The organism is Actinacidiphila sp. bgisy167 (assembly GCF_057707665.1).
The window spans coordinates 1-21,566 of the sequence record NZ_JBYIQP010000100.1 but is presented as its reverse complement, the minus strand read 5'-3'; the positions used below and the strand labels follow the sequence as shown (position 1 = coordinate 21,566).

The window sequence follows — 21,566 nt, the reverse complement described above, 5'->3', positions numbered from 1 at the left end:
CCCGGTGCGTGGGGGCGGCCTCAGGAGGCCGCCCCAGCCGCCGGAACCGCCCCGGTCGTCCCGGTCGTCCGCCGCCTCAGCGGCGGGCATACTCGCGGAAGCCGCGGCCCGTCTTGCGGCCGAGGCAGCCCGCGGACACGAGGTGCTCGAGCAGCGGCGCCGGCGCCAGGCCCGGGTCGCGGAACTCCTTGTGCAGCACCTTCTCGATCGCGAGCGAGACGTCCAGCCCGACGACGTCGAGCAGTTCGAAGGGCCCCATGGGGTAGCCGCCGCCGAGCTTCATGGCGGCGTCGACGTCCTCGACCGTCGCGTAGTGCTCCTGAACCATCTTCACGGCGTTGTTGAGGTACGGGAACAGCAGGGCGTTGACGATGAAGCCGGCCCGGTCGCCGCAGTCCACGGCGTGCTTCCCGATCCGGCGGCAGACCTCGTGGACGGTGGCGTGCACGTCCTTGCCGGTCAGCACGGTGCTGACGACCTCGACCAGCTTCATGGCGGGCGCCGGGTTGAAGAAGTGCATGCCGACGACGTCCTGCGGACGCGACGTGGCCGTCGCGATGGCGACCACGGGCAGCGAGGAGGTCGTCGTGGCCAGGACCGCGTCCGGCTTGCAGACCTTGTCCAGGGTCGTGAAGAGCTGCTGCTTGACGGGCAGGTCCTCGGCGACGGCCTCGACGGCCAGGTCCACGTCCGCGAAGGAGTCCAGCGAGCCCGCCGCGGTCACCCGGTCCAGGGCGGCGTCCCGCTGCTCCTGGCTGAGCCGGCCCTTGGCGACGGATCGGTCAAGGGACGTGGCGAGCGCCGCGACCGCCCTGTCGGCCTTCTCCTGGCCGCGTGCGGCCAGCACGACCCCGAACCCGGCCTTGGCGAAGACCTCGGCGATGCCGGTGGCCATCGTGCCCGATCCCGCGACGCCTACACGGCGCACGGCGCGCACGTCACGCGCGCCGGCCGCCCGGTCGGCCGCGGCCGGCGTCTCGGCGTCCGGGACGACCGTCGCGCTGCCGGGGGCCCCGTAGGTGTAGAAACCGCGTCCGGCCTTGCGGCCCCTCAGCCCCGCGGCCGTGAGCTGCTTCAGGATGGGCGCGGGGGCGTGCAGCCGGTCGCGCGAGGCCTGGTACATCGCCTCCAGGACGGTCTGCGCGGTGTCGATGCCGATCAGGTCCAGCAGGGCGAGCGGGCCCATGGGCAGCCCGCAGCCCAGCCGCATGGCCGCGTCGATGTCCTCGCGGGTGGCGTAGCGCGCCTCGTACATGGCCGCGGCCTGGTTGAGATAGCCGAAGAGCAGTCCGTCGGCGATGAAGCCCGGGCGGTCGCCGACCGCCACCGGCACTTTGCCGAACGAGCGGACCAGATCGGTGACCGCTTCTGTGACCTCGGGGGAGGTCAGCACGGTGGACACCACCTCGACCAGCTTCATGGCCGGAGCGGGGGCGAAGAAGTGAAGGCCGAGGACGCGGTCGGGGCGAGCGGTGTGCGAGGCCAGCCGGGTCACCGACAGCGCGTTGGTGCCGGTCGCGAGAATCGCGTCAGGCTTCACCAGGGCGTCGAGCGCCGTGAGGATCTCGCGCTTGATCTCGAAGTGCTCGGTGACGACCTCGATCACCAGATCGGCGTCGGCCGCCGCCTGCAGGTCGGAGAAGGTGCGGAAACGGGCCAGGACGCCACCGCGCTCGGATTCCGTGATCCGCTCGCGCCCCACGGCACGCGCGGTGGAGGCCTCCAGGGCGGCGACGGCGCGTTGCGCGGCCGCGTCGTCGATCTCGATGCCGATCACCTCGTGGCCGGCCCGGGCGACGACCTCGGCTATGCCGGTGCCCATGGTGCCGAGACCGATGACGGCGACGGTGGGGAAGGGACGTGGACGGTCCATCGCGGAACTCCGAATGCTGAGGGTCCGCGCCGTGCGCCTTGCCGCGCCGACGCGGAGCGGGAGAGTCGAGGAGCCGCGGGATCCGTACGCCTGTGCGCGCGTCCCCGCGGGAGATCCGGCGAGCCCTGTCCCGGGGCTGCGCCGCGATGGTGCCGAACCGACGACGGCCGCACAGGGCGGCTGCGTCACCAGGCCGCTGCGTGCGTTGGTTAAAGCGTAACCGGCGAGTAACCTCGACGCCAGCCCTTCCGCCCATGTGATGCGTGGCACCCGCATATGAGCGCCGTTGAGGTGAGCGCAGAGGGGGAGAGGGGAGACCATGGCGCGGGCGCACCGGTGGCGCCGGTCACTCGGCACGGCGCACGGCAAAAGGGTGCGAGTCCGTACGAGCGGGGCGAGACGGACGTCGCGCGGCTGCGCGGGCGCGGGGAACGCGTCGTGTCCGCCTCGCAGGGGTTTTCAGGCCAGATCCGTCGCGTACCGCAGCTCCTTGAGGGGGACCCGGTCATAGGTCTCGATCTGGTCGGCGCCGTCCGGTGCGAACCCCGACCGCTCGTAGAAGCGCAGCGCCGGCGCGTTGTCCGCGAGCACCCACAGGCGCAGGCTGCGGAAGCCGCGCTCGACGGCGCGGGCGCGAACGGCGGCCATCAGCGCGCGGCCATGGCCGCGCCCGATCCTGTCGGGGCGCACGTATATGGCGTACAGCTCGCCGACCTCGGCGTCGTCCGGCTCGCCGCGGTACGGGCCGAGCGCGGCCCAGCCGGTCACCTCGTCGCCATCGGCGGCGACCAGGTTGTCCACCCGGCTGCCGCCCGCGTCGAACCACTCCCTGCGGCGTTCCGCGTCCGCCACGGCGTCCATCGCGTCGAGGTACGAACGCGGCACGATCTCCGCGTACGCCGCCTGCCAGCCCCGAACACGGACCGCGGCCACGGCGTCGATGTCGTCGCGGGCCATCATCCTCACTGTCGTCATGGCAGTGACGCTAGTGCGTGACGGTGCCTGACGGGGCAACCGCTTCCTGTGAGATCAGAGCAGGGTCAGCTGCGTCGGCGGGGCCGCGTCGGCTGCGACGGAGTGCGGCGCCCCGGGATCGTCGTGTTCGGATGCGGAGATCCGGCGCGCGGCACCGGGGCGGCTGGGTCCGATCCCGAACTCCGTGGCGAATTCGTGCACTTGGCGGGTGATGCGCCGCTGGTACCAGGTGGGCGCGTAGGCGCCCTCCGCGTAGAGCGCCCTGTAGCGGGAGACCAGCCGCGGGTGGTGCACCGAGAGCCAGGCCATGAACCACTCCCGCGCCCCGGGGCGCAGATGAAGTACGAGCGGGGTGACGGACGTGGCGCCCGTCCCGGCGATCGCGCGGACGGTCTCGCGCAACTGCTCCGGGGAGTCGCTGAGATACGGCAGCACCGGCGCCATCAGGACGCCCGAGGGGATCCCGTGTTCGTTGAGGGTGCGGCAGACCTCCAGCCGCTTCTGCGGCGACGGTGTGCCCGGCTCCACGGCGCGCCACAGGTCCCGGTCGACGAAGCCTACGGAGACCGCGGCCGACACGTCGGTGACCTCGGAGGCCTGCACCAGGAGGTCCAGGTCGCGCAGGATCAGCGACCCCTTGGTGAGGACGGAGAAGGGATTGGCGTGGTCGCGCAGCGCCGTCAGGATGCCCGGCATGAGCCGGTACCGGCCCTCCGCGCGCTGGTAGCAGTCGACGTTGGTGCCCATGGCGATGTGCTCGCCGCGCCAGCGGGGCGAGGCGAGCTCGCGGCGGAGCAGTTCGGGGGCGTTGACCTTCACGATGATCTGGGAGTCGAAGTCCAGGCCGCTGTCGAGGTCAAGGTAGGTGTGCGTCTTGCGTGCGAAGCAGTACACGCAGGCGTGGCTGCAGCCTCGGTAGGGATTGACCGTCCACTCGAACGGCATCCGGGACGCTCCCGGCACGCGGTTGACGATCGTGCGGGCGCGCACCTCGTGGAAGGTGATGCCGCGGAACCCGGGGGTGTCGAACGTTCGTGTCACGGCGTCCACGCCGAAGAGCGCGGGTGTGGTCGCCGCCGTGTCGCGGCTCAGGTTGTCCCACCTCATGCCGCCTCCTTTGTTGCCTCCTCCCGAGAATAGAACATCTGAGCGAAAAGCGTCGAGGGGGGCTCGGAGATCCCGGGACCACGGTGCCACCGTGGGCACCGGGGCCCCGCGTCACACGGGGCCCCGGCGGCCGTCACCGCGACCGCAGGCTCACGACGAGGTCGCGCGGCAGGCCGTGGGTGTCGTGGAGGTAGAGGAAGTCCTCCTCGTCCAGCGGGCGGCCCTGGAACCGGGGACGGGCCAGCACCTGGCGTCCGCGCTCCAGGAGCCGCCGGAACCGGCGCTCCTCCTCCAGCAGCACCCGGCGCGGCTCGTCCGGGTCCACGCTCAGGCGGAAGCGGTCCAGGGTGTGCCGGATCAGCTCATCCGGCAGGTCGCCGAGGCTGCGGGACGGGTCGTCCCGCCACAAGGCGGTGAGGACCCGCCGCACCAGCCGGCGCAGTACGTAGCCGCGGCCGGTGTTGGACGGGCGCACCCCGTCCCCGATCACCACCACGGTCGAGCGCAGGTGGTCGCAGACCAGGCGCGTCGACGGTTCGTCCAGCAGCCACAGGGGCGGTACGAGACGGCGCCAGGGGGCGAAGACGTCGCACTCGAAGACCGACGTCCGGCCCTGCAGCAGCGAGGCCAGCCGCTCCAGACCGAGCCCGGTGTCGACATTGCGCCGGGGCAGCGGCACGAGGGAGCCGTCCTCGAGTCTGCGGTGGCGCATCATTACGTGGTTCCAGACCTCCACCCAGCGGTCGTCGCGGGTGGGCGTCGACCTCGGCGGGGTGTCGCCGGTCCACAGGAAGATCTCCGAGTCGGGGCCGCACGGGCCGGTCGGCCCGTTGGACCACCAGTTGTCCTCGACCGTGAGCTCGACCGGCACGCCGTGCTTCCCCCACAGCTCCAGGGACTCGGTGTCCGGCCCGGTGCGGTCGTCGCCGCCGAACACTGTGACGTGCAGCAGGCCCGGGTCGACGCCGAAGCCCTCGGTGAGCAGTCCGTACCCCCAGTCGAGGCTCTGCGGGCCGTCGTAGTCGCCGAGCGACCAGGTGCCGAGCATGTCGAAGACCGTCAGGTGGGTGGGGTCGCCGACCTCATCGAGATCCGTGGTGCGCAGGCAGCGCTGCACATTGACCAACCGGCTGCCGAGGGGATGCGTGCGCCCCTCCAAGTAGGGGGTGAGCGGATGCATTCCCGAGGTCGTGAACAACACCGGGTCACCGGGCGGCGGCAGCAGGGTCGATCCAATGATGCGGCGGTGGCCGCGTTCCTCGTAGTACGAGACGAACGTGCGGGCGATCTCTTCGGTGTCCATGGAGGATGGCTCCTTCGCGCGGAGGCGCCTGGCAACAGGCCGCGCGAGGACCGGAATCGGGGTGGAAGCCGCGAAACCACCGGCGGGCCGTGCCCGGTCGCCGGTGGTGAGAAAGGGAGGTACGTCAGACGGCGGCAACCGGCGAGCTGGTCGCTCGCGCGGTCGCGGTGGTGCTGTGGCCGGTGACGTTCATGGGGGCGACGATAACGTGCCGCGTCGCGCCGGGCATCCGATTTACGGCCGCGTCGCGGCGGGACCTCAGCGCGTCGTCGCAAGGATGCCGGGCACCGCCGGGCCGCCCGATTTCGCGGGCGCGCGGCCGTGGTGATTGGCTTGTCGGGCGACGGCACACGGAACGACGGAGGACGGCGAATGGCACAGGTCGAGGCCACCACGCAGCGCGAGATCGCGGCGAGCCCGGAGGGCGTCTTCGCGGCGCTCGCCGACTACACGGGCACCCGGCAGCGGCTGCTTCCCGAGCAGTACAGCGAGTACGAGGTGCGCGAGGGCGGCAGCGGCGCGGGCACCGTCGTGCACTGGAGGCTGCAGGCGACCGAGAAGCGCGTCCGGGACTGCCTGCTGGAGGTGACGGAGCCGACCCCGGGGCAGCTGGTCGAGAAGGACCGCAACTCCTCCATGGTCACCACCTGGACGGTCACCCCGGCCGGCGAGGGCCGCGCCAGGGCGGTCGTCACCAGCACATGGACCGGCGCCGGCGGCATCGGCGGCTTCTTCGAGCGCACCTTCGCCCCCAAGGGCCTGAACCGCATCCACGATGCGGTGCTCGCACGGCTCGCGGCGGAGACCGAGAAGTAGGAGGCCCGGACGTAGCGGCGGCGCCAAGGAGACGGCCGGAGCCGGGTGGGGTCCGGCCGTCTCCCTCGCCGCGGCCTACGTGCCCGGGTGCCGCCCGCCGGGCGCACGCCGGTGGGCACGTCACTTGAAAGGGTGGATCTGCCGCACTCCGGCGCATCCCCAGCGCCCCCGATCGTTGTCGCAGGGCAGGCGCGACGAGGGGAGCGGTACGCAGATGGGCGGCACCACCGGAACGACCCTGTCCGAGGAGTTCGGCCCCCTCGCGGACGCACTGGGCACCGGTACGGCTCCCGAGGAACAGCCGGCGGCCGTACCGCAGGAGCACGCGCAGGACGCGGTGCCAGGAGCCGGACTGAGCCCCCGCAGGGTGCGGCTGGTCTTCCTCGGCCTCATGCTGACGCTGCTGCTGGCCGCCCTCGACCAGATGATCGTGGCCACCGCGCTGCCCAAGATCGTCGGCGAGCTGCACGGGCTGGACAAGATGTCCTGGGCCGTGACCGCCTACCTGCTCGCCTCCACCGTCGGGCTGCCGCTCTACGGCAAGCTCAGCGACCTCTTCGGGCGCAAGAGTGTCTTCCAGTTCGCCATCGTCGTCTTCGTCGCCGGATCCGCCCTCGCGGGCTGGTCCCGCTCGATGGACGAACTGATCGCCTTCCGCGCCGTCCAGGGCATCGGCGGCGGAGGGCTGATGATCGGCGTCCAGGCGATCATCGCGGACATCGTCCCGCCCCGGGAGCGCGGCCGCTACATGGGCCTGATCGGCGCGGCCTTCGGTCTGGCCTCCGTGGCGGGTCCGCTGCTGGGCGGCTTCTTCACCGACCACGCCTCGTGGCGCTGGTGCTTCTACATCAACGTGCCCTTCGGGCTCGTGACCCTGGCTGTCATCGCCGTCGTGCTGAAACTGCCGCGTCCGGCCGCGCGTCCCCGGCTGGACGTGCTGGGCGCGCTGCTGCTGGCCGCCGGCTCCACCTGCGTGGTGCTGCTGACGAGTTGGGGCGGCACGACCTACGCCTGGAGCTCGGACGTGATCGTCGGCCTCGGTGTGGCGACCCTCGTCTGCGCGGTGCTGTTCGTCGTGGTGGAACGGTACGCCGCCGAACCGGTCATCCCGCTGCGGCTCTTCCGGGACGGCGTCTTCACCGTCTCGGCCCTCATCGGAGCGGTCGTCGGAGTCGGCCTCTTCGGCGCCGCCAGCTATCTGCCGACCTTCCTGCAGATGGTGAACGGCGTCAGCGCGACCGAGTCCGGGCTGCTCATGCTGCCCATGATGCTCGGTGTCGTCCTGGCCTCCGTGGTCTCCGGCCAGATGATCAGCCGCACCGGGCGGTACCGGGTGTACCCGCTGGCCGGCGGGGCGCTCTCGGTGGTGGGGATGTGGCTGCTGTCGCTGTTGGAGAGCGACACCCCGCGCGTCGAGTACAGCGTGTACATGGGCGTCCTGGGGCTGGGCATCGGCCTCGTCCTGCCCGTGCTGATCCTCGCCGTGCAGAATTCGGTGCGGCCGGCCGACCTCGGTACCGCCACGAGCGCCAACAACTACTTCCGGCAGATCGGGGGCTCGGTCGGGGCCGCCGTCTTCGGCACCCTGTTCGCCAACCGGCTCGCCGACGGCCTCGCCGACCGGCTGCCGCAAGGCGTCGACCTGCCGGACCCCCAGTCGATCACCCCGCACATGGTGCACGCGATGCCGGCACCGCTGCGCGACGCCTATGTGCAGGCATACGCCGAGGCCATGCCGCGCATCTTCCTGTACCTGGTGCCGGTGCTCGCCCTCGGCTTCCTGCTCGCCTTCCTGCTCAAGGAGAAACCCCTGGTGACCCAGCACGTCCCCACCGCCCGCAAGGCCGAGACCGTCGGCGTCCCGGTGTGCGGCACCGTCCAGCACGCCGACGGCAGCACCGTCGGCCGGGCGGCGCTCACCCTCATCGATGTGACAGGACGCCAGATCGGACGCGGCGCCACCGGCGAGGACGGGCGCTACGCGCTGAGCACCCCCGGCAGCGGCAGCTATGTGCTGATCGCCGCCGCCGGGGGCCATCAGCCGCAGGCCGTCAGCGTGACCGTCGGGGACCGCCCGGTGGAGGTCGACGTGGTGCTCGGCGGCGCCGGGAGGCTCGCGGGTTCGGTGCGCACCGCCGACGGCACGGCCGTGCGGGAGGCCACCGTCACCCTCACCGATTCCCGCGGCGACGTGGTGGCCACCACCCGGACCGGGCGGGACGGCGACTACGTCCTGAGCGACCTCGTCGCCGGGGAGTACACGCTGGCCGCCAACGCCCCGGCCTACCGGCCCGCAGCCCTCCCCGTGTCGGTGCACGCGGCCCGGGAGACCCGGCAGGACGTCGAACTCGCGGGCGGCGCGCTGCTGCGCGGCATCGTGCGCGGCCCGGGCGGCAGCCCCGTGGAGGACGCCCGGGTCACCCTGCTGGACGCGGCGGGCAACGTTCTGGACACCGTCACGACCGGCACCGACGGGGTCTTCCGCTTCGTCGACCTGGCGGCGGGCGAGTACACCGTGGTGGCCTCGGGATACCCGCCGGTGGCGACCGTGCTGCGGCTCAGCGGCGGCGAGCGCACCGAGCGGGACGTGCACCTCGGCCACGAGGACTGACGGTCGCCGAAGGCCTCCCAGCCGCGGAAGCGCCCGCGCACGCTCCGGGCGCATCCACGGCCCGGCCGCGCGCGCGGGGGTCCCCGCGCGGCGCCCGCGCCCGCAGGCCGCACGGAAAACGGCTGGTGGCACGGGGTGCCGGCGACTGCCACCGGTCCGCGCGCCGAAGTTTTCCACAGGCGCGGCGTGGGCCTGGCGCGGGGCGGTGACCTTGCGTAACGTTCCATGGCATGAAGATCCTGATCAGCGCGGACATGGAGGGCGCCACCGGGGTGACCTGGCCCGGTGACGTCCTGCCCGGCACGGAGGGCTGGCAGCGGTTCCGGCGTCTGCTCACCTCCGATGTCAACGCCGCGATCGCCGGCTTCTTCGACGGCGGCGCCGACGACGTCCTGGTCAACGAGGCCCACTGGTCGATGCGGAACCTGCTGCTGGAGGAGCTGGACGAGCGGGCCCGGATCGTCATCGGTCGGCACAAGGACCTGTCCATCGTCGAAGGGGTGCAGCACGGCGACGTGGACGGCGTCGCCTTCGTGGGCTTCCACACGGGCGCGGGCACGGAAGGCGTGCTCGCCCACACCTACCTCCCCAACTCGATCACCGGCGTGTGGGTCAACGGCGGCCCGCCGGCCAGCGAGGGCCGGCTGAACGCGCTGGTGGCCGCCGAGTACGGGGTGCCCGTCGTGCTGGTCACGGGGGACGACCGGACAGGTCTCGACGCCGGGGACTACGCGCCGGCGGCGCGCACGGTCGCCGTCAAGGAGTACGTGTCGCGGTACGCGGCCGTGTGCCGGCCGCCGGCCCGCACGGCGGCGGACATCCGCGCGGCCGCGAGGGACGCTGCGTCGCTCGCCGTGCGCCACGAGCCCGAACGGGGCGGGCCGTTCACGATCGAGATCGAGTTCGACGCGGCGCACCTGGCGGGAGCCGCAGCGATCGTCCCCGGCGTTGAGCGCACGGACGAGCGCCGCGTCTCCTACACCTCACCGACCATGTACGAGGGGATCCGCTGCTACAAGGCCGTGACCACTCTCGTCTCGGCAGCTGTGGAGGAGCAGTATGGCTGACCCCCGGGCACTGGACGAGGCGGTGCGCTTCACCTCGGAGCTGATCCGGATCGACACCACCAACCGCGGCGGCGGGGACGGCAACGAGCGTCCCGCGGCGGAGTACGCCGCGGGGCTGCTCGAGGAGGCCGGGATCCCGGCCCGCGTCCTGGAGGCGGCGCCGGGCCGTGCCAACGTCGTGGCGCGGATCGCGGGCGCCCCGCGCGCGGCGAACGGGCAGAGGCAGGGCGCGCTTCTGGTCCACGGCCACCTGGACGTCGTGCCCGCCCGGGCCGAGGAGTGGAGCGTGCACCCCTTCTCCGGTGAGGTCCGGGACGGGGTGGTCTGGGGACGCGGCGCGGTCGACATGAAGGGCACGGTGGCGATGGTGCTCGCCACCGTGCGCTCCTGGGCCCGCAGGGGAGTGCGCCCCGAGCGGGACATCGTGCTCGCGCTGACGGCCGACGAGGAGGACAGTGCCACCTACGGGGCGACGTACCTCGTCGAGCGGCACGCGGAACTCTTCCGCGACTGCACCGAGGGCATCAGCGAGTCCGGGGGCTTCACCTTCCACGCCGGGCCCGGGCTGCGGCTGTACCCGGTGGGCGCGGGGGAGCGCGGCACCGCCTGGGTGAAGCTCACGGCGCAGGGCAGGGCGGGGCACGGCTCCAAGGTGAACCACACCAACGCCGTGACGCGGCTCGCCGCGGCCGTCTCCCATATCGGCGAGCACCGTTGGCCGGTGCGGATCATCCCCACCGTGCGGGCGGCACTGACCGAACTGGCCGCGCTGCACGAGGTCGAGCCCGACTTCGGCGACGTGGACACCCTGCTCACCAAACTGGGCAGCGCCGCCGCCCTGGTGGAGCCGGTGATCCGCAACAGTGCCAATCCGACCGTGCTCGAGGCCGGTTACAAGGTGAACGTCATCCCCGGTACCGCGGTCGCCTACGTCGACGGACGAGTCCTGCCGGGCGGCGACGTGGAGTTCGCGGCCACCATGGACGAACTCACCGGCCCTGACGTGGCATGGGAGTTCCACCACCGTGAGATCCCGCTGGAGGCACCCCTCGACACGCCGGTCTACGCCGCGATGAGGGAGGCACTGATCCACTTCGACCCCGATGCCCACGTCGTGCCCTATGTGATGGGCGGCGGCACCGACGCCAAGCAGTTCTCCCGACTCGGCATCAAGGGGTACGGCTTCTCCCCGCTGAAACTGCCCGAGGGCTACGACTACGCGGGGATGTACCACGGCGTCGACGAGCGGGTCCCGGTGGAGGGGCTGCACTTCGGCGTCCACGTACTCGACCGGTTCATGCTGTGCCGGCAGGACACGACCTCTGGAGTTCCCCGATGACGCACGCCCCGATCATCGCCCCCTACGGCGCCTGGGAGTCGCCGGTCGACGCCCGCACCGTCGCCTCCCACGAAGGACGCCCCGAGTTCCCCGCGTTCGTCGGCGAAGAGGTGTGGTGGACGGAGCCGCGCCCGGCCGAGGGCGGCCGCCGCGCCCTCGTGAGCCGCCTCGCCGACGGCACGATCGGCAGCCCTCTGCCCGAGCCGTGGAACGTCCGTACCCGGGTCATCGAGTACGGCGGCAGGGCCTGGACGGGCACGGCCCGCCCCGGCCGGGGACCGCTGATCGTCTTCTCCCACTTCCCGGACCAGCGGCTCTACGCGTACGAACCCGACCTCCCCGGCGCCGTGCCGCGGCCGCTGACCCCGCACTCCCCGGTCGGCGGCGGACTGCGCTGGGCGGATCCCTGGATCCATCCGGAACTGGGCGAAGTGTGGTGCGTGCTGGAGGAGTTCACCGGGGAGGGGCCGAGCGACGTACGACGGGTGGCCGCCGCCGTCCCGCTCGACGGCTCTGCTGCCGAGGACCGTGCCGCCGTGCGCGAACTCTCCGATGACGCCCACGATTTCGTGACCGCGCCGCGCCTGTCACCGGACGGCCGGCAGGTGGTGTGGATCGCCTGGGACCACCCCCGGATGCCATGGGACGGCACGGAGCTCCAGCACGCGGCCGTCGGCCCGGACGGCACCTTCGGCGCCGCCCGCACGATCCTCGGCGGCCCCGCCGAATCCGTCGCCCAGGCGGAGTGGACGCCCGACGGCGCACTGATCGCCGCCACCGACCGCGACGGCTGGTGGAACCTGCACCGTGTCGACCCGGCCACCGGCGAGGCGGTCAATCTGCGGCCGGCGCAGGAGGAGTTCGCCGGGCCCGGCTGGCACATGGGGGCGCGCTGGTTCGCCCCGCTCGCCTCCGGGACGCTGGCGGTGCTGCACGGCGTGGGGGCCCAGAGGCTGGGGATATTCGACCCGGCGTCCGGAGAGCTGGTCGACGTGCCGGGTCCCTGGAGCGAGTGGACCGCGGCGCTGTCCACCAGCGACACCCGGGTGGTCGGCGTGGCCGCCTCGCCCCGCAGCTCCTTCGAGGTCCTGGAACTCGACACCTGCACGGGCCGCACGCGTGTCATCGGCGCCGCCCACCGTGACATCGTGCCCCCGGAATTCCTGCCCGCGCCTGTGGAGCGCACCTTCGCCGGCCCGGGCGGGCGGCAGATCCACGCTCAGCTCTACCCGCCGGCGAACCCGTACCACGCGGCGCCCGAGGGGGAGCTGCCGCCGTACGTCGTCTGGGTGCACGGAGGCCCCACGAGCCGGGCACCCCTCGTACTCGATCTGGAGATCGCCTACTTCACCTCGCGGGGGATCGGGGTCGTCCAGGTCAATCACGGCGGCTCCACCGGTTACGGACGCGCCTACCGCGAGCGGCTGCGCGAGCAGTGGGGTGTCGTCGACGTCGAGGACTGCGCCGCCGTCGCGCGGGCACTGGCGGAGGAGGGCACGGCCGACGGACGGCGTCTCGCGATCCGCGGCGGCAGCGCCGGCGGCTGGACGAGCGCGGCCTCCCTCACGGGCACCGACGTCTACGCCTGCGGCGTGATCATGTACCCGCTGCTCGACCTCACCGGCTGGGCCCGGGACGGCGAGACCCATGACTTCGAGTCCCGCTACCTCGACTCGCTCATCGGTCCCTACGCCGAGGTGCCCGAGCGCTACCGCGACCGCTCGCCGGTCACCCGGGCGGACCGGCTCACCGCGCCCTTCCTGCTGCTGCAGGGGCTGGAGGACGTGATCTGCCGGCCCGTGCAGTGCGAGCGCTTCCTCGAGCGCGTCCACGGCCGCGGCGTCCCCCACGCCTACCTCACCTTCAAGGGCGAGGGCCACGGATTCCGCCGCGAGGACACGATCGTCACCTGCATCGAGGCCGAACTCTCCCTCTATGGGCGTGTCTTCGGTTTCACCCCGCCCGCCGTCCCACGTCTGGAGCTCAGCACGTGACACCGCTCGTCCCGCTCATCCGCCCCCGCCGTCTCGTCCCCGGCGACCGGGTCGCCGTCGTCGCCCCCAGCGGTCCCGTGCCCCGGGAGCGGCTCGACGCGGGGCTCGACATCCTGCGCGGCTGGGATCTCGACCCGGTGGTGGCGCCGCATGTCCTGGACCGCCACCGCACGTTCGACTACCTGGCCGGTGAGGACGAGGCCCGCGCCCGCGACTTCCAGGACGCGTGGTGCGATCCGTCGGTGGCCGCCGTGTTCTGCGCCCGCGGCGGATACGGCGCCCAGCGCATGACGGACCTCCTGGACTGGGACGCGCTGCGGGCGGCCGGGCCCAAGACGCTCCTCGGTTTCAGCGACATCACCGCGCTGCACGAGGCGTTCGCGGTCCGGCTGGGACTGGCCACCCTGCACGGCACGATGATCGCGGCGCACGGCTTCCTCAAGGACGAGCCCACGCGCGCACAGCTGCGGGACACCCTCTTCGAGCCCGAGCGGACGCGGGTCCTCGGCGCGCCGACCGCCCGTGCCCTCGTGCCTGGCAGGGCGCGCGGAGTCACCGTCGGCGGCTGCCTGGTGCTGCTCGCCTCCGGTCTCGGCACACCGGACGGGCGGCCGGGGGTTCCGGGCGGCATCCTGCTGCTGGAGGACGTCGGCGAGGAGCCCTACCGGATCGACCGGATGCTCACGCAGCTGCTGAGGGCCGGCTGGCTCGACGGGGTGGCGGGCATCGCCCTCGGCTCGTGGCGCGACTGCGGCCCCTACGAGCAGGTGCGGGCGGTGCTCGCGGACCGGCTGGGCGGAGTCGGCGTCCCGATCGTCGAGGAGCTGGGCTTCGGCCACTGCGAGACCAGCCTGGCCGTGCCGCTCGGGGTCCCGGCCGTACTGGACGCGGACGCGGGCACCCTCACGGTGGAGGGGGTCGCGACGGCCGGCTGACGTGCGGAGCGGCAGCGTACGTCCAGGTGGCGTGCGGAGCGGCGCCGCACGCCGAGGGCATTGCATGGGAGCACACACACGAGCCCGCGCTCGTTGCGCGGGCTCACCGGACGAATGACGACCTACGAGGTGGGACTCCCTTCGCCGGCATGGTCCGGATCAGGTGCTAGGGGTCGCTCTCCGGTCTCTCAACCTCTTCCCGGACCTTCGAGCCTCTCAGCCCGGCCGTTGAACCCGGCTCCGGTGGAAGCTGCCGCTCCCGTTCCGTATCCGGTGCTGCCGGACTCCCTCGCTCGCCCCGTAGGCCACCTCCAGTTTACGCACCGCGGCCACACATCGCGAGGTCAAATCATAACAAATTAGGACTTTTTCAGTAGAGTTGTGTCACTGGCGCCTCCTGCGTCTCAGTGCTCCCGTACGCCACGGGGCGCGGCGTGCGTTCGGGCGTTCGCGGTATGGCGGTGCCGCGTGAACCCCCGTCCAAGCACCCTCACCGGGCCGGGCGGGGAACGGCGGCTGCCTCCAGGGGTGGGGCCTGCACGACGCTGCGCTGCCGCCATTCGGCGGGGGAGAGGCCGTAGACCGCCCGGAAGCTGCGGCTGAAGTGGGCGTGGCTGGCGAAGCCCCACCGGTGCGCGATGGCCGCCACGGTCTGCTGCTCCAGTTCCGGCCGGACGAGGTCCCTGCGGCAGGCCTCCAGCCTGAGCCGCTGGATCCACCGGCCCATGGTCATGGGCTCCTCCTGGAAGAGCTGGTAGAGGTAGCGGACGGAGATGTGGTGCGCGGCCGCTACCGTCGCCGGGGACAGGGCGGGATCGTCCAGGTGGGCGCGGATGTACGTGCGCACGCGCTGCAGCAGGGCGTGCTCCACCGCGGTCTGCTCCCCGGCGGTGCCCTCCAGGGATACCAGGGCGGTCAGCACGTCGACCATGCCCTGGCGCAGGAACCGGTTCGCGTCCTGCTCGCGGATGCAGTGGTCCGTCACGGTGACGAGGCTGTTCACATACGAGGCGAGGACACCGCTGATCCCCTCGGCGGGAGAGTAGGTCCGGCCGGTGGCCAGGCGCAGGAGCGAGTCAGGGAGGTCCACCATCTCCCGCGGCACCGTGGCGACATGCTGCCGGACCGGGCCGGTGAAGCCGAGGACGTACGGCCTGCGGCTGTCGAGGATGACGAGTTCACCGGCGCCCACCCGTGTCTCGCGGCCGTCCTGCACCGCGACACTGCCGCCGATGCGCTGCAGGCTCACGAGCAGTGAACCGTCCTCGTCGTCCGCGATCAGCGGCGCGGTACGTGCCATCTGCTGCGGACTCGCCTCGAGGAAACCGACCTGGACGCCGGAGACGCATGCCCGGCGTATCGCCCCGTGCAGCTCGGTCACTCCCTGGGTGCGGATCTCCAGCCGGGTGAACGCCTTGCGGACGGCGTCCTTCCAGTACTCGCACCTCTTGTCCGGCGGTTGTTTGTCTGTGCAGAATGCTTCGATCACGATGTCCTCCGGTCCGGGACTGGAGTCCCTGGGTCCCGGACTCGATTAGGGAGTCTCCGAGCGTCGTTGCCGAGGCCCTTCATACCCACCGTAAAAATCGGCTATCGCCCGACCACCGTCGCCCGGGCAGGACTGCGGGCCATCCGCAGTCGTCCGCACCTGGGACTGCGCGCTATCCGCAGGTCGGCTGGGCGCGACGGTCGGCGCCCTTCGTGCGGACACCGCGCGGTGAAGGCGGGGTCGGCGATGCTGAGGAGTGCGGACGCCGCCGGAGGCAGACGCCGTGGACCGAAGACCAGCCCTGTGGTGTGGACGGCACGGTCGCGTGGACGGCGCCACCGCCGGACGCCACCGCCCGGGTCCATCGCTCGGCGCCACCGCCCGCCGGGTGCGTTCAGACGCGGTCGAAGGGCCCCGCATAGCGGAACGTCCCGTTCACCGACGAGGCGTACGCGGACAGCGGGCGGACCTGGAACTACGGCCCCCAGGCCGGGTCGGGCGGGGTGATCCGGTAGTCCGTGCTCGCCCGGAAGCCGTAGCGGCCGTAGTAGTCCGGGCTGCCCAGCAGCCCGACCAGCGGCTCCCCGAGGGCGTCGGCGGCGCCCAGGACGGTGTGCACCAGCGCCAGGCCGACCCCCCTGCGCTGGTGGGCGGGCGCCACGCTCAGCGGGCCCAGACCGAGCACAGGCGTGCCGCCGACGTGCGCCCGCGTGCAGACGACATGTCCGACGACGCGTCCTCCGTCGGCGTCCACGGCGGCCAGCGACAGCTCCGGCAGCCACGCGTCGCTCTGACGCAGCTCGGCCAGCAGCGCGACCTCGACGGGGACGGGAAGGCCCGCGGCCGCGAACGCCTCCCCGGTGAGCGCCTGTACCGCCGGGACGTCGTCGGGGGTCTCACGCCGAATCAGCATCCGGGCAGTCTGGACGCCCCGTCCCCGCCGGGCAAGCGTTTTTCTCCCCGGCCGCCGCCTCGGCGAGAAGCGGGGCGGCGGCCGCGGGGACGGAACCGGGGAAGGGGCCGCGCAGCAGGGAGACGAGCCCGTGGATGAGGTCCTCGCGCCAGCACAGGTAGTCGTGGCCGCCGTTGTACTCGTGGTGGGCCACCTCGTAGCCCTGGGCCCGCAAGGCGTCCCGGAAGCGGTAAACCGCGGCCTTCAGTCCCCACTCCTGCAGGCCCGCCGACAAATGGAAGCGGACCGGTCTGCGCCCGAGCGCCGCCACGCGCCCGGTGAGCCACTCCCCGGGCGTCGCCTGGCCGTTGTGCCGGGCCGGCCACCAGAAGGCGCCGGACTGCGCGAGCACGTTCCCGAAGGACTCGGGCCGCCGCAAGGCGGCGTACGCCGAGGCCAGTCCGCCGAGGCCCTGGCCCGCGACGACCGTGCGTGCAGGGTCCCCGCCCGCCGGCCACCGGCGGGCCGCCCAGGGCAGGAGTTCCCCGGTCAGGAAGTCCACGAGGCGTTCGTCGCAGCTGAGTTCCCGGCGCCGGGTGCCGCTGTCCAGGGCGTCCGGCATCAGCGCGAGCAGCGGCGGCAGCGCGCCGGACGCCACGAGCCCGTCGAGCAGCGCGGAGACGTCGAGATGCTGCTGCCACACGTCCCCGTCGAGCAGCACCACCACGGGCAACCCCGCCGGGTCCTCGTGGCCGGCCGGTGCGTAGCACCAGACACGGCGCCAGTTGCGCAGGTGGGCGCTGCGCAGGGTGTGGACGGAGACCTCGCCCACCGGTGGTCCGGGGCGGTCCCGCCACGCGCCCCGTGGAACCGGGGCCTCGGGGAGGGCTACCACCGAGAGCGGCTCGACACCCCAGCGGGTGGGGAAGACCTGCGTGTTGAGCGGATCGCGCCGCGGATGGCGGCGCAGCCGGCGCAGATACGTCTGCGTGGGCGCGGTGATCGCGGTGGCCTCGGCGGGCCCGGCGGTCCCGGTGGGCGACGCGACGGCGCCGTCGCCCTCGTCCACGCACAGCGCGTACGTGGCACGCCAGTCGGCGCGCATCCGTATCGTCCAGTGCCACACCTGGGTTCCCGGTATCCGCGACATCAGATTGCCCGCCAGGTCGTCGGGGTCGAGCACCTGGTTGGGCAGGGCCAGTACGGCGCGCGTCCGGGCGGTTCCGCGCCAGAGGAAGGTCACCGCGCAGTGCCCGGGGTCGCCCTCCAGCCGCTCCACCAGCGGTGTCCCCTCGGCCGCCACGGCCGCCCAGAACTCCGCCTCCCGCTCCGGACGGGCGGCGAGCTCTCCCAGCCGCCGGCTGTGCGCGCGTTCGACGGGGGCGGGACGCGGAACCCGCGGCGCGCGCGAGGGCGTGCCGTTCGGCGGGCTCCCCAGTGGGGACAGCATGATCGGCACATCCTCCCGGAACCGTGCGACGGCAAGAGAAAGACTGAACGACGTTCACTTCGTGCGGATCGGCGCCGCCGTGCCCGGTTCGGGGGGACGGCCGTCCGCGCCGCACCTCGGGCCCACGGGCCGTCGACCGTCGTCCGCAGCCTGGGCCGCGCGGGGGCGACGCGACCGCCCGCCCCGCCCTTCCGGGCCGGGTGGCTCCCCGGGGGAGCCGGCCTCCTGTACGCGGGGGTACGCGTCCGCAGTCCTCACCACGGGAACGTTCCCGTCTACCGGTGCTCCGACACCGCTGTACCGCGGTCACCCGGCACCCGCCTCGTCGCACCAGCCACACGCGCGCCCGACACGAACCGGGCCAGGCCGCCCACGACTTCGCGTCGCCGAAGCGCGGAAAACCGTTCGTCCGCGGCGCGCGGCCCCCCGCACAGTAGTGCGCACCAAGGACGACCACGAGGGGGAACCCGATGTCGACGCTGCGTGTCACGGCCGAAAGGCTCACCGTCCATGTCCACCCGAACGCGGACGCGCTGGAACTCGCCCAGGTGGGCCTCTACCGCGCGGTCGTGGCCAAGGGCGTCTACCGGACCGGCGACTTCGCGCTCTACATCCCCGAGCAGTCCGTGCTGCCCCCCGCGCTCATCGCCGAACTCGGCCTGACCGGACGGCTCGCCGGCTCCGCGGCCGACCGCGTCAAGGCGGTCCGCCTGCGCGGCGAGCTGTCCCAGGGCATCGTCTGCCGCCCGGCCGCGCTGGACGGCACGGACCTTGCGAGGGCCGCCGAGGAAGGCACCGACTTCGCCGGGCTCCTCGGCATCACCAAGTGGGTGCCGCCGGTCCCGGTGGCGATGAGCGGCGACGTGGAGTCCGCGCCGGAGCTGCTGCCCTGGATCGACATCGAGAACATCAAACGCCACCCCGGCGTCTTCGCCCCGGGTGAGCCGGTCGCCGTCACCGAGAAGCTCCATGGCACGGCGTGCTGCCTGACCTACCTTGCCGGCTCTGGACGTGTGCTGGTCACCTCCAAGGGGCTGGGCGCCCAGCGCATCGCCCTGAAGGAGTCCGACGGCAACCTCTACTGGCGCGCCGTCCGCAGCCACCGCCTGCCCGACGTCGCGGCGGCCCTCGCCGACCGGCTCGGCGCCGACCGGGTGGCCGTCTTCGGCGAGGTCTACGGCGCGGGTGTCCAGGACCTCGGCTACGGCGCCGACGCGCGCGGCGACACGCCCGGCTTCGCGGTCTTCGACATCGCCGTCGACGTCGGCGGGGCCGTGCGGTGGCTCGACCCGGCCGCGGTGCTCCCGCCCGGGAGCGTGCCGCTGGTGCCGACGCTGTACGAGGGCCCGTTCGACCTGGACGCCGTCCTGGAGCTCGCGCGGGGTTCCGAGACCGTCTCCGGCCGAGGTCTGCATCTGCGCGAAGGCGTCGTGGTCCGGGCGGCCCCGGACCGCCGCAGCCCCGAGCTCGGCGGACGCGCCGTCCTGAAGGCGGTCAGCGACGCCTATCTCACCCGCAAGGGCGGTACCGAGTACGGGTGACCCCGCATAGCGCGCATGACCGTTTCCCCGCTGGGTACGCGCAGTCCCCGAGCCACCCCGCACGCAAGCAACGGAAGGGAACGGCCATGACCGACTTCACCACTCCGAACGGTGCGCAGCCCCCGGCGCAGCGTGCCCTGCACGAGATCGCCACCGGCGGCGACAACGCCGCCGCGCTCACCACCCTGGCCGCCAGCGACATCCTGCTGCCGGTGCCGGGCCCGCCGGAGGAGCCGGCGGCCGGCGCGGACGGGGAGGAGCAGGAGATGATCAGCCTGCCCGTCTTCGAGCAGGAGGACGGGACGAAGCTCGTCCCGGTCTTCACCTCGGAGGTGCGCCTGGCGCACGCCCTGCCGAACGCCCGGGGCTACCGCGTCCTGCCGCTGGCGGCGCTGAGCAACGGCTGGCCGTCGGACGACCTCACCCTCGCGATAGACGCGGGGTCGCCGGACACGCTCACCATCAGGGGCGAGGGCGTCCGGGCGCTGGCGGGCCTGTCGGGCTGACCCAGCCCTTCCGTCCCCCGCGCGGGCCGCGCTCCCTGAGGAGCGCGGCCCGCGTCGCTCCATGGGGTCAGAGCGGTCGGCACGGTCAGATCGGTCGGTAGACGGTCAGGGCCTCGTTGGCCTTGTCGATCACCAGGTCGCGTGGCGCGGGCGCCACCTCGCCGTCGAAGGCCAGGCGGGTTCCCTGCTCGACGCCGCTGATCCGCAGCCGCCGCAGCAGGGCCGTGCTGGAGCCCGTGAGTGCCGCGGCGAGCAGGCGGGCGCGGGCGTAGGGGCGGCCGGGGACGATGCGCACGTCGAGCTGCCCGTCGGACAGGGCGCGGCGGCGCACCGGCGCCGGCCCGACGCTGCGGTAGGCGCCGTTGCCGGCGAAGAGCATCCAGACCGAGTGCCGCTGCCCGTTGATCACGAGGTCGGTCGGGGCGGAGGTGCGCAGTACGTGCAGCGCGGCCAGCACCCCGGCGGGCCAGTTGCCCACGCGCCGCGACCAGCGTTCACGGTAGTGGACCAGGTCGGGGTAGACGCCGATGCTGAAGGTGTTGAGGAAGACCGTCGATTCGGCCGACTCGGCCTTCTCGCCCGCGGCGTCGCCGGTCGGGGTGACGCGGGCGACGTCGACGGCGATGGCGGTGCCCTCCTGGACCGCCCGCGCGGCGTCGTCGATGCTCCGGATCGACAGGTCGAGCGCGAAGTGGTTGTACGAGCCGCCGGGGGAGACGAGCAGGGGCACGCCGTGCCGCAGGGCGACCGACGCGGCGAGGCTGACGCTGCCGTCCCCGCCGTGGATGCCGAGCGCGCCGCCGGACTGCGCGGCCTGCTGGGCGGCCTTCTCCAGCATCTCGGCGAGGTCGTCGTCCTCCGAACAGACCTCGACCACGGCCTCGGGCAGCGCGGCGCGCAGCCGTTCGGCGGGCGGGCCGAGCAGCGGCGGGGGTCCGGACACCTCGTTGACGACCGCGTAGAGCCCGCGGCCGTCCGGCAGCGCGGGGGCGTCGGCCCGGGGAGTCGGGGCCATCTCCAACTGCCGCGCGGTCGGCACGAGGCTTCGGGCCGCGAGGGCCGCCCCCGCGCCGAGGGTCAATCCGGCGGCGACGTCGCTGGGATAGTGCACACCCGTGTAGATCCGCGAGAACGCCACCGACCAGGCGACCGGCAGCACCGCGGCCCCCCAGCGGGGTGACTCCAGGGCGACGCCCGCGGCGAACGCGGCGGCTGACGCGGCGTGGCCGGACGGGAAGGACGTGGTGCCGGGCTGCCGCGAGAGCCGACGCATCACGGGCACGCCGTCCAGGACGGGCCGGCTGCGGCGCACCGCGCCCTTGCCGAGGGTGTTGACCACCGCCGACGCCACCGCCAGCGACCCCGCGCCGCGCAGCGCGGCACGTCGGCCGGTGCGACCGCCGACGGCCGCCATGCCGGCCGCGACCCCGAACCACAGCAGCCCGTGGTCGGCGGCCTTGCTGAGCCGCGGCAGCACCGGCTCGGCGGCCGGCCAGGGACGATCGGCAACCCTCCGGAACAGCTTCTTGTCCCATGCGCTCAGGATGCGGCGCACAACGACTCCCTCCACGATCGATCGGTCTTCGGTCTGTGCTGGTCGGTGCTCGGCGGTGCCGGGCAGTGCACGGCGACGCGGGGGGGGGACAGGGGGGGGTCAACCCCCCATCC

Annotated in this window: 16 protein-coding genes; 8 read left to right on the top strand and 8 right to left on the bottom strand. The window is 73.1% G+C overall.

Features of this window, described 5'->3' with window-relative positions; translation table 11 throughout:
- Nucleotides 1–76: 76 nt before the first annotated feature.
- The 4 genes from AC3ET4_RS27285 to AC3ET4_RS27270 all read right to left on the bottom strand — a co-directional run bounded on the left by AC3ET4_RS27285 (nucleotide 77) and on the right by AC3ET4_RS27270 (nucleotide 5,258).
- The gene (locus AC3ET4_RS27285; protein WP_431953957.1) at nucleotides 77–1,873 is read right to left on the bottom strand and encodes a 3-hydroxyacyl-CoA dehydrogenase family protein; all 1,797 of its coding nucleotides are present in this window, start codon (nucleotides 1,871–1,873) and stop codon (nucleotides 77–79) included.
- 459 nt (nucleotides 1,874–2,332) lie between these two features.
- Complete coding sequence (locus AC3ET4_RS27280) at nucleotides 2,333–2,848, bottom strand: GNAT family N-acetyltransferase (RefSeq protein WP_431953955.1); 516 nt, start codon at nucleotides 2,846–2,848, stop codon at nucleotides 2,333–2,335.
- Between the two features lie 54 nt (nucleotides 2,849–2,902).
- Nucleotides 2,903–3,955 carry an Rv2578c family radical SAM protein gene (locus tag AC3ET4_RS27275; protein ID WP_431953953.1) on the bottom strand — a complete coding sequence of 351 codons (1,053 nt, stop codon included), beginning with the start codon at nucleotides 3,953–3,955 and terminating at the stop codon, nucleotides 2,903–2,905.
- A gap of 133 nt (nucleotides 3,956–4,088) precedes the next feature.
- A complete protein-coding gene (locus AC3ET4_RS27270; protein ID WP_431953951.1) occupies nucleotides 4,089–5,258 on the bottom strand; it encodes an alanine--tRNA ligase-related protein in 1,170 nt (389 codons plus the stop codon).
- A 372-nt stretch (nucleotides 5,259–5,630) separates the two neighbouring features.
- On the opposite strand from AC3ET4_RS27270, the gene AC3ET4_RS27265 reads away from it, so the two are divergent.
- The 6 genes from AC3ET4_RS27265 (at nucleotide 5,631) to AC3ET4_RS27240 (ending at nucleotide 14,020) form a co-directional block, all read left to right on the top strand.
- Nucleotides 5,631–6,074, top strand: coding sequence for an SRPBCC family protein (locus AC3ET4_RS27265; protein WP_431953949.1), 444 nt, complete (start codon nucleotides 5,631–5,633; stop codon nucleotides 6,072–6,074).
- A gap of 214 nt (nucleotides 6,075–6,288) precedes the next feature.
- Nucleotides 6,289–8,685, top strand: coding sequence for an MFS transporter (locus tag AC3ET4_RS27260; RefSeq protein WP_431953947.1), 2,397 nt, complete (start codon nucleotides 6,289–6,291; stop codon nucleotides 8,683–8,685).
- Nucleotides 8,686–8,915: 230 nt separating this feature from the next.
- On the top strand, nucleotides 8,916–9,752 hold the full coding sequence (locus AC3ET4_RS27255) for a M55 family metallopeptidase (RefSeq protein WP_431953946.1): 837 nt from the start codon (nucleotides 8,916–8,918) through the stop codon (nucleotides 9,750–9,752).
- Nucleotides 9,745–11,091 carry a M20/M25/M40 family metallo-hydrolase gene (locus AC3ET4_RS27250; protein ID WP_431953944.1) on the top strand — a complete coding sequence of 449 codons (1,347 nt, stop codon included), beginning with the start codon at nucleotides 9,745–9,747 and terminating at the stop codon, nucleotides 11,089–11,091. The genes AC3ET4_RS27255 and AC3ET4_RS27250 overlap by 8 nt, the downstream gene beginning before the upstream one ends.
- Nucleotides 11,088–13,085 (top strand): dipeptidyl-peptidase 5, encoded by a 1,998-nt coding sequence (locus AC3ET4_RS27245; RefSeq protein WP_431953942.1) that lies wholly within the window; start codon nucleotides 11,088–11,090, stop codon nucleotides 13,083–13,085. The genes AC3ET4_RS27250 and AC3ET4_RS27245 overlap by 4 nt, the downstream gene beginning before the upstream one ends.
- Entirely contained in the window at nucleotides 13,082–14,020 is a 939-nt protein-coding gene (locus AC3ET4_RS27240) for a S66 peptidase family protein (RefSeq protein ID WP_431953940.1), read from the top strand. Before AC3ET4_RS27245 ends, AC3ET4_RS27240 begins: the two co-directional genes overlap by 4 nt.
- A gap of 490 nt (nucleotides 14,021–14,510) precedes the next feature.
- Here the strand turns inward: AC3ET4_RS27240 and AC3ET4_RS27235 are convergent, their stop codons facing one another.
- The 3 genes from AC3ET4_RS27235 to fes form a co-directional block, all read right to left on the bottom strand.
- Nucleotides 14,511–15,509: a helix-turn-helix domain-containing protein gene (locus AC3ET4_RS27235; protein WP_431953938.1), complete on the bottom strand. Its 999-nt coding sequence runs from the start codon at nucleotides 15,507–15,509 to the stop codon at nucleotides 14,511–14,513.
- Nucleotides 15,510–15,984: 475 nt separating this feature from the next.
- Complete coding sequence (locus AC3ET4_RS27230; protein WP_431953936.1) at nucleotides 15,985–16,422, bottom strand: GNAT family N-acetyltransferase; 438 nt, start codon at nucleotides 16,420–16,422, stop codon at nucleotides 15,985–15,987.
- Nucleotides 16,406–17,851: an enterochelin esterase gene (gene fes / locus AC3ET4_RS27225; protein ID WP_431953934.1), complete on the bottom strand. Its 1,446-nt coding sequence runs from the start codon at nucleotides 17,849–17,851 to the stop codon at nucleotides 16,406–16,408. Before fes ends, AC3ET4_RS27230 begins: the two co-directional genes overlap by 17 nt.
- 470 nt (nucleotides 17,852–18,321) lie before the next feature.
- On the opposite strand from fes, the gene AC3ET4_RS27220 reads away from it, so the two are divergent.
- Both AC3ET4_RS27220 and AC3ET4_RS27215 read left to right on the top strand, forming a co-directional pair.
- Nucleotides 18,322–19,392: an RNA ligase (ATP) gene (locus tag AC3ET4_RS27220; RefSeq protein ID WP_431953932.1), complete on the top strand. Its 1,071-nt coding sequence runs from the start codon at nucleotides 18,322–18,324 to the stop codon at nucleotides 19,390–19,392.
- Between the two features lie 86 nt (nucleotides 19,393–19,478).
- The gene (locus tag AC3ET4_RS27215) at nucleotides 19,479–19,898 is read left to right on the top strand and encodes an SseB family protein (protein ID WP_431953930.1); all 420 of its coding nucleotides are present in this window, start codon (nucleotides 19,479–19,481) and stop codon (nucleotides 19,896–19,898) included.
- A gap of 85 nt (nucleotides 19,899–19,983) precedes the next feature.
- Here the strand turns inward: AC3ET4_RS27215 and AC3ET4_RS27210 are convergent, their stop codons facing one another.
- Nucleotides 19,984–21,453 (bottom strand): bifunctional phosphatase PAP2/diacylglycerol kinase family protein, encoded by a 1,470-nt coding sequence (locus tag AC3ET4_RS27210; RefSeq protein ID WP_431953928.1) that lies wholly within the window; start codon nucleotides 21,451–21,453, stop codon nucleotides 19,984–19,986.
- Nucleotides 21,454–21,566 lie beyond the last annotated feature (113 nt).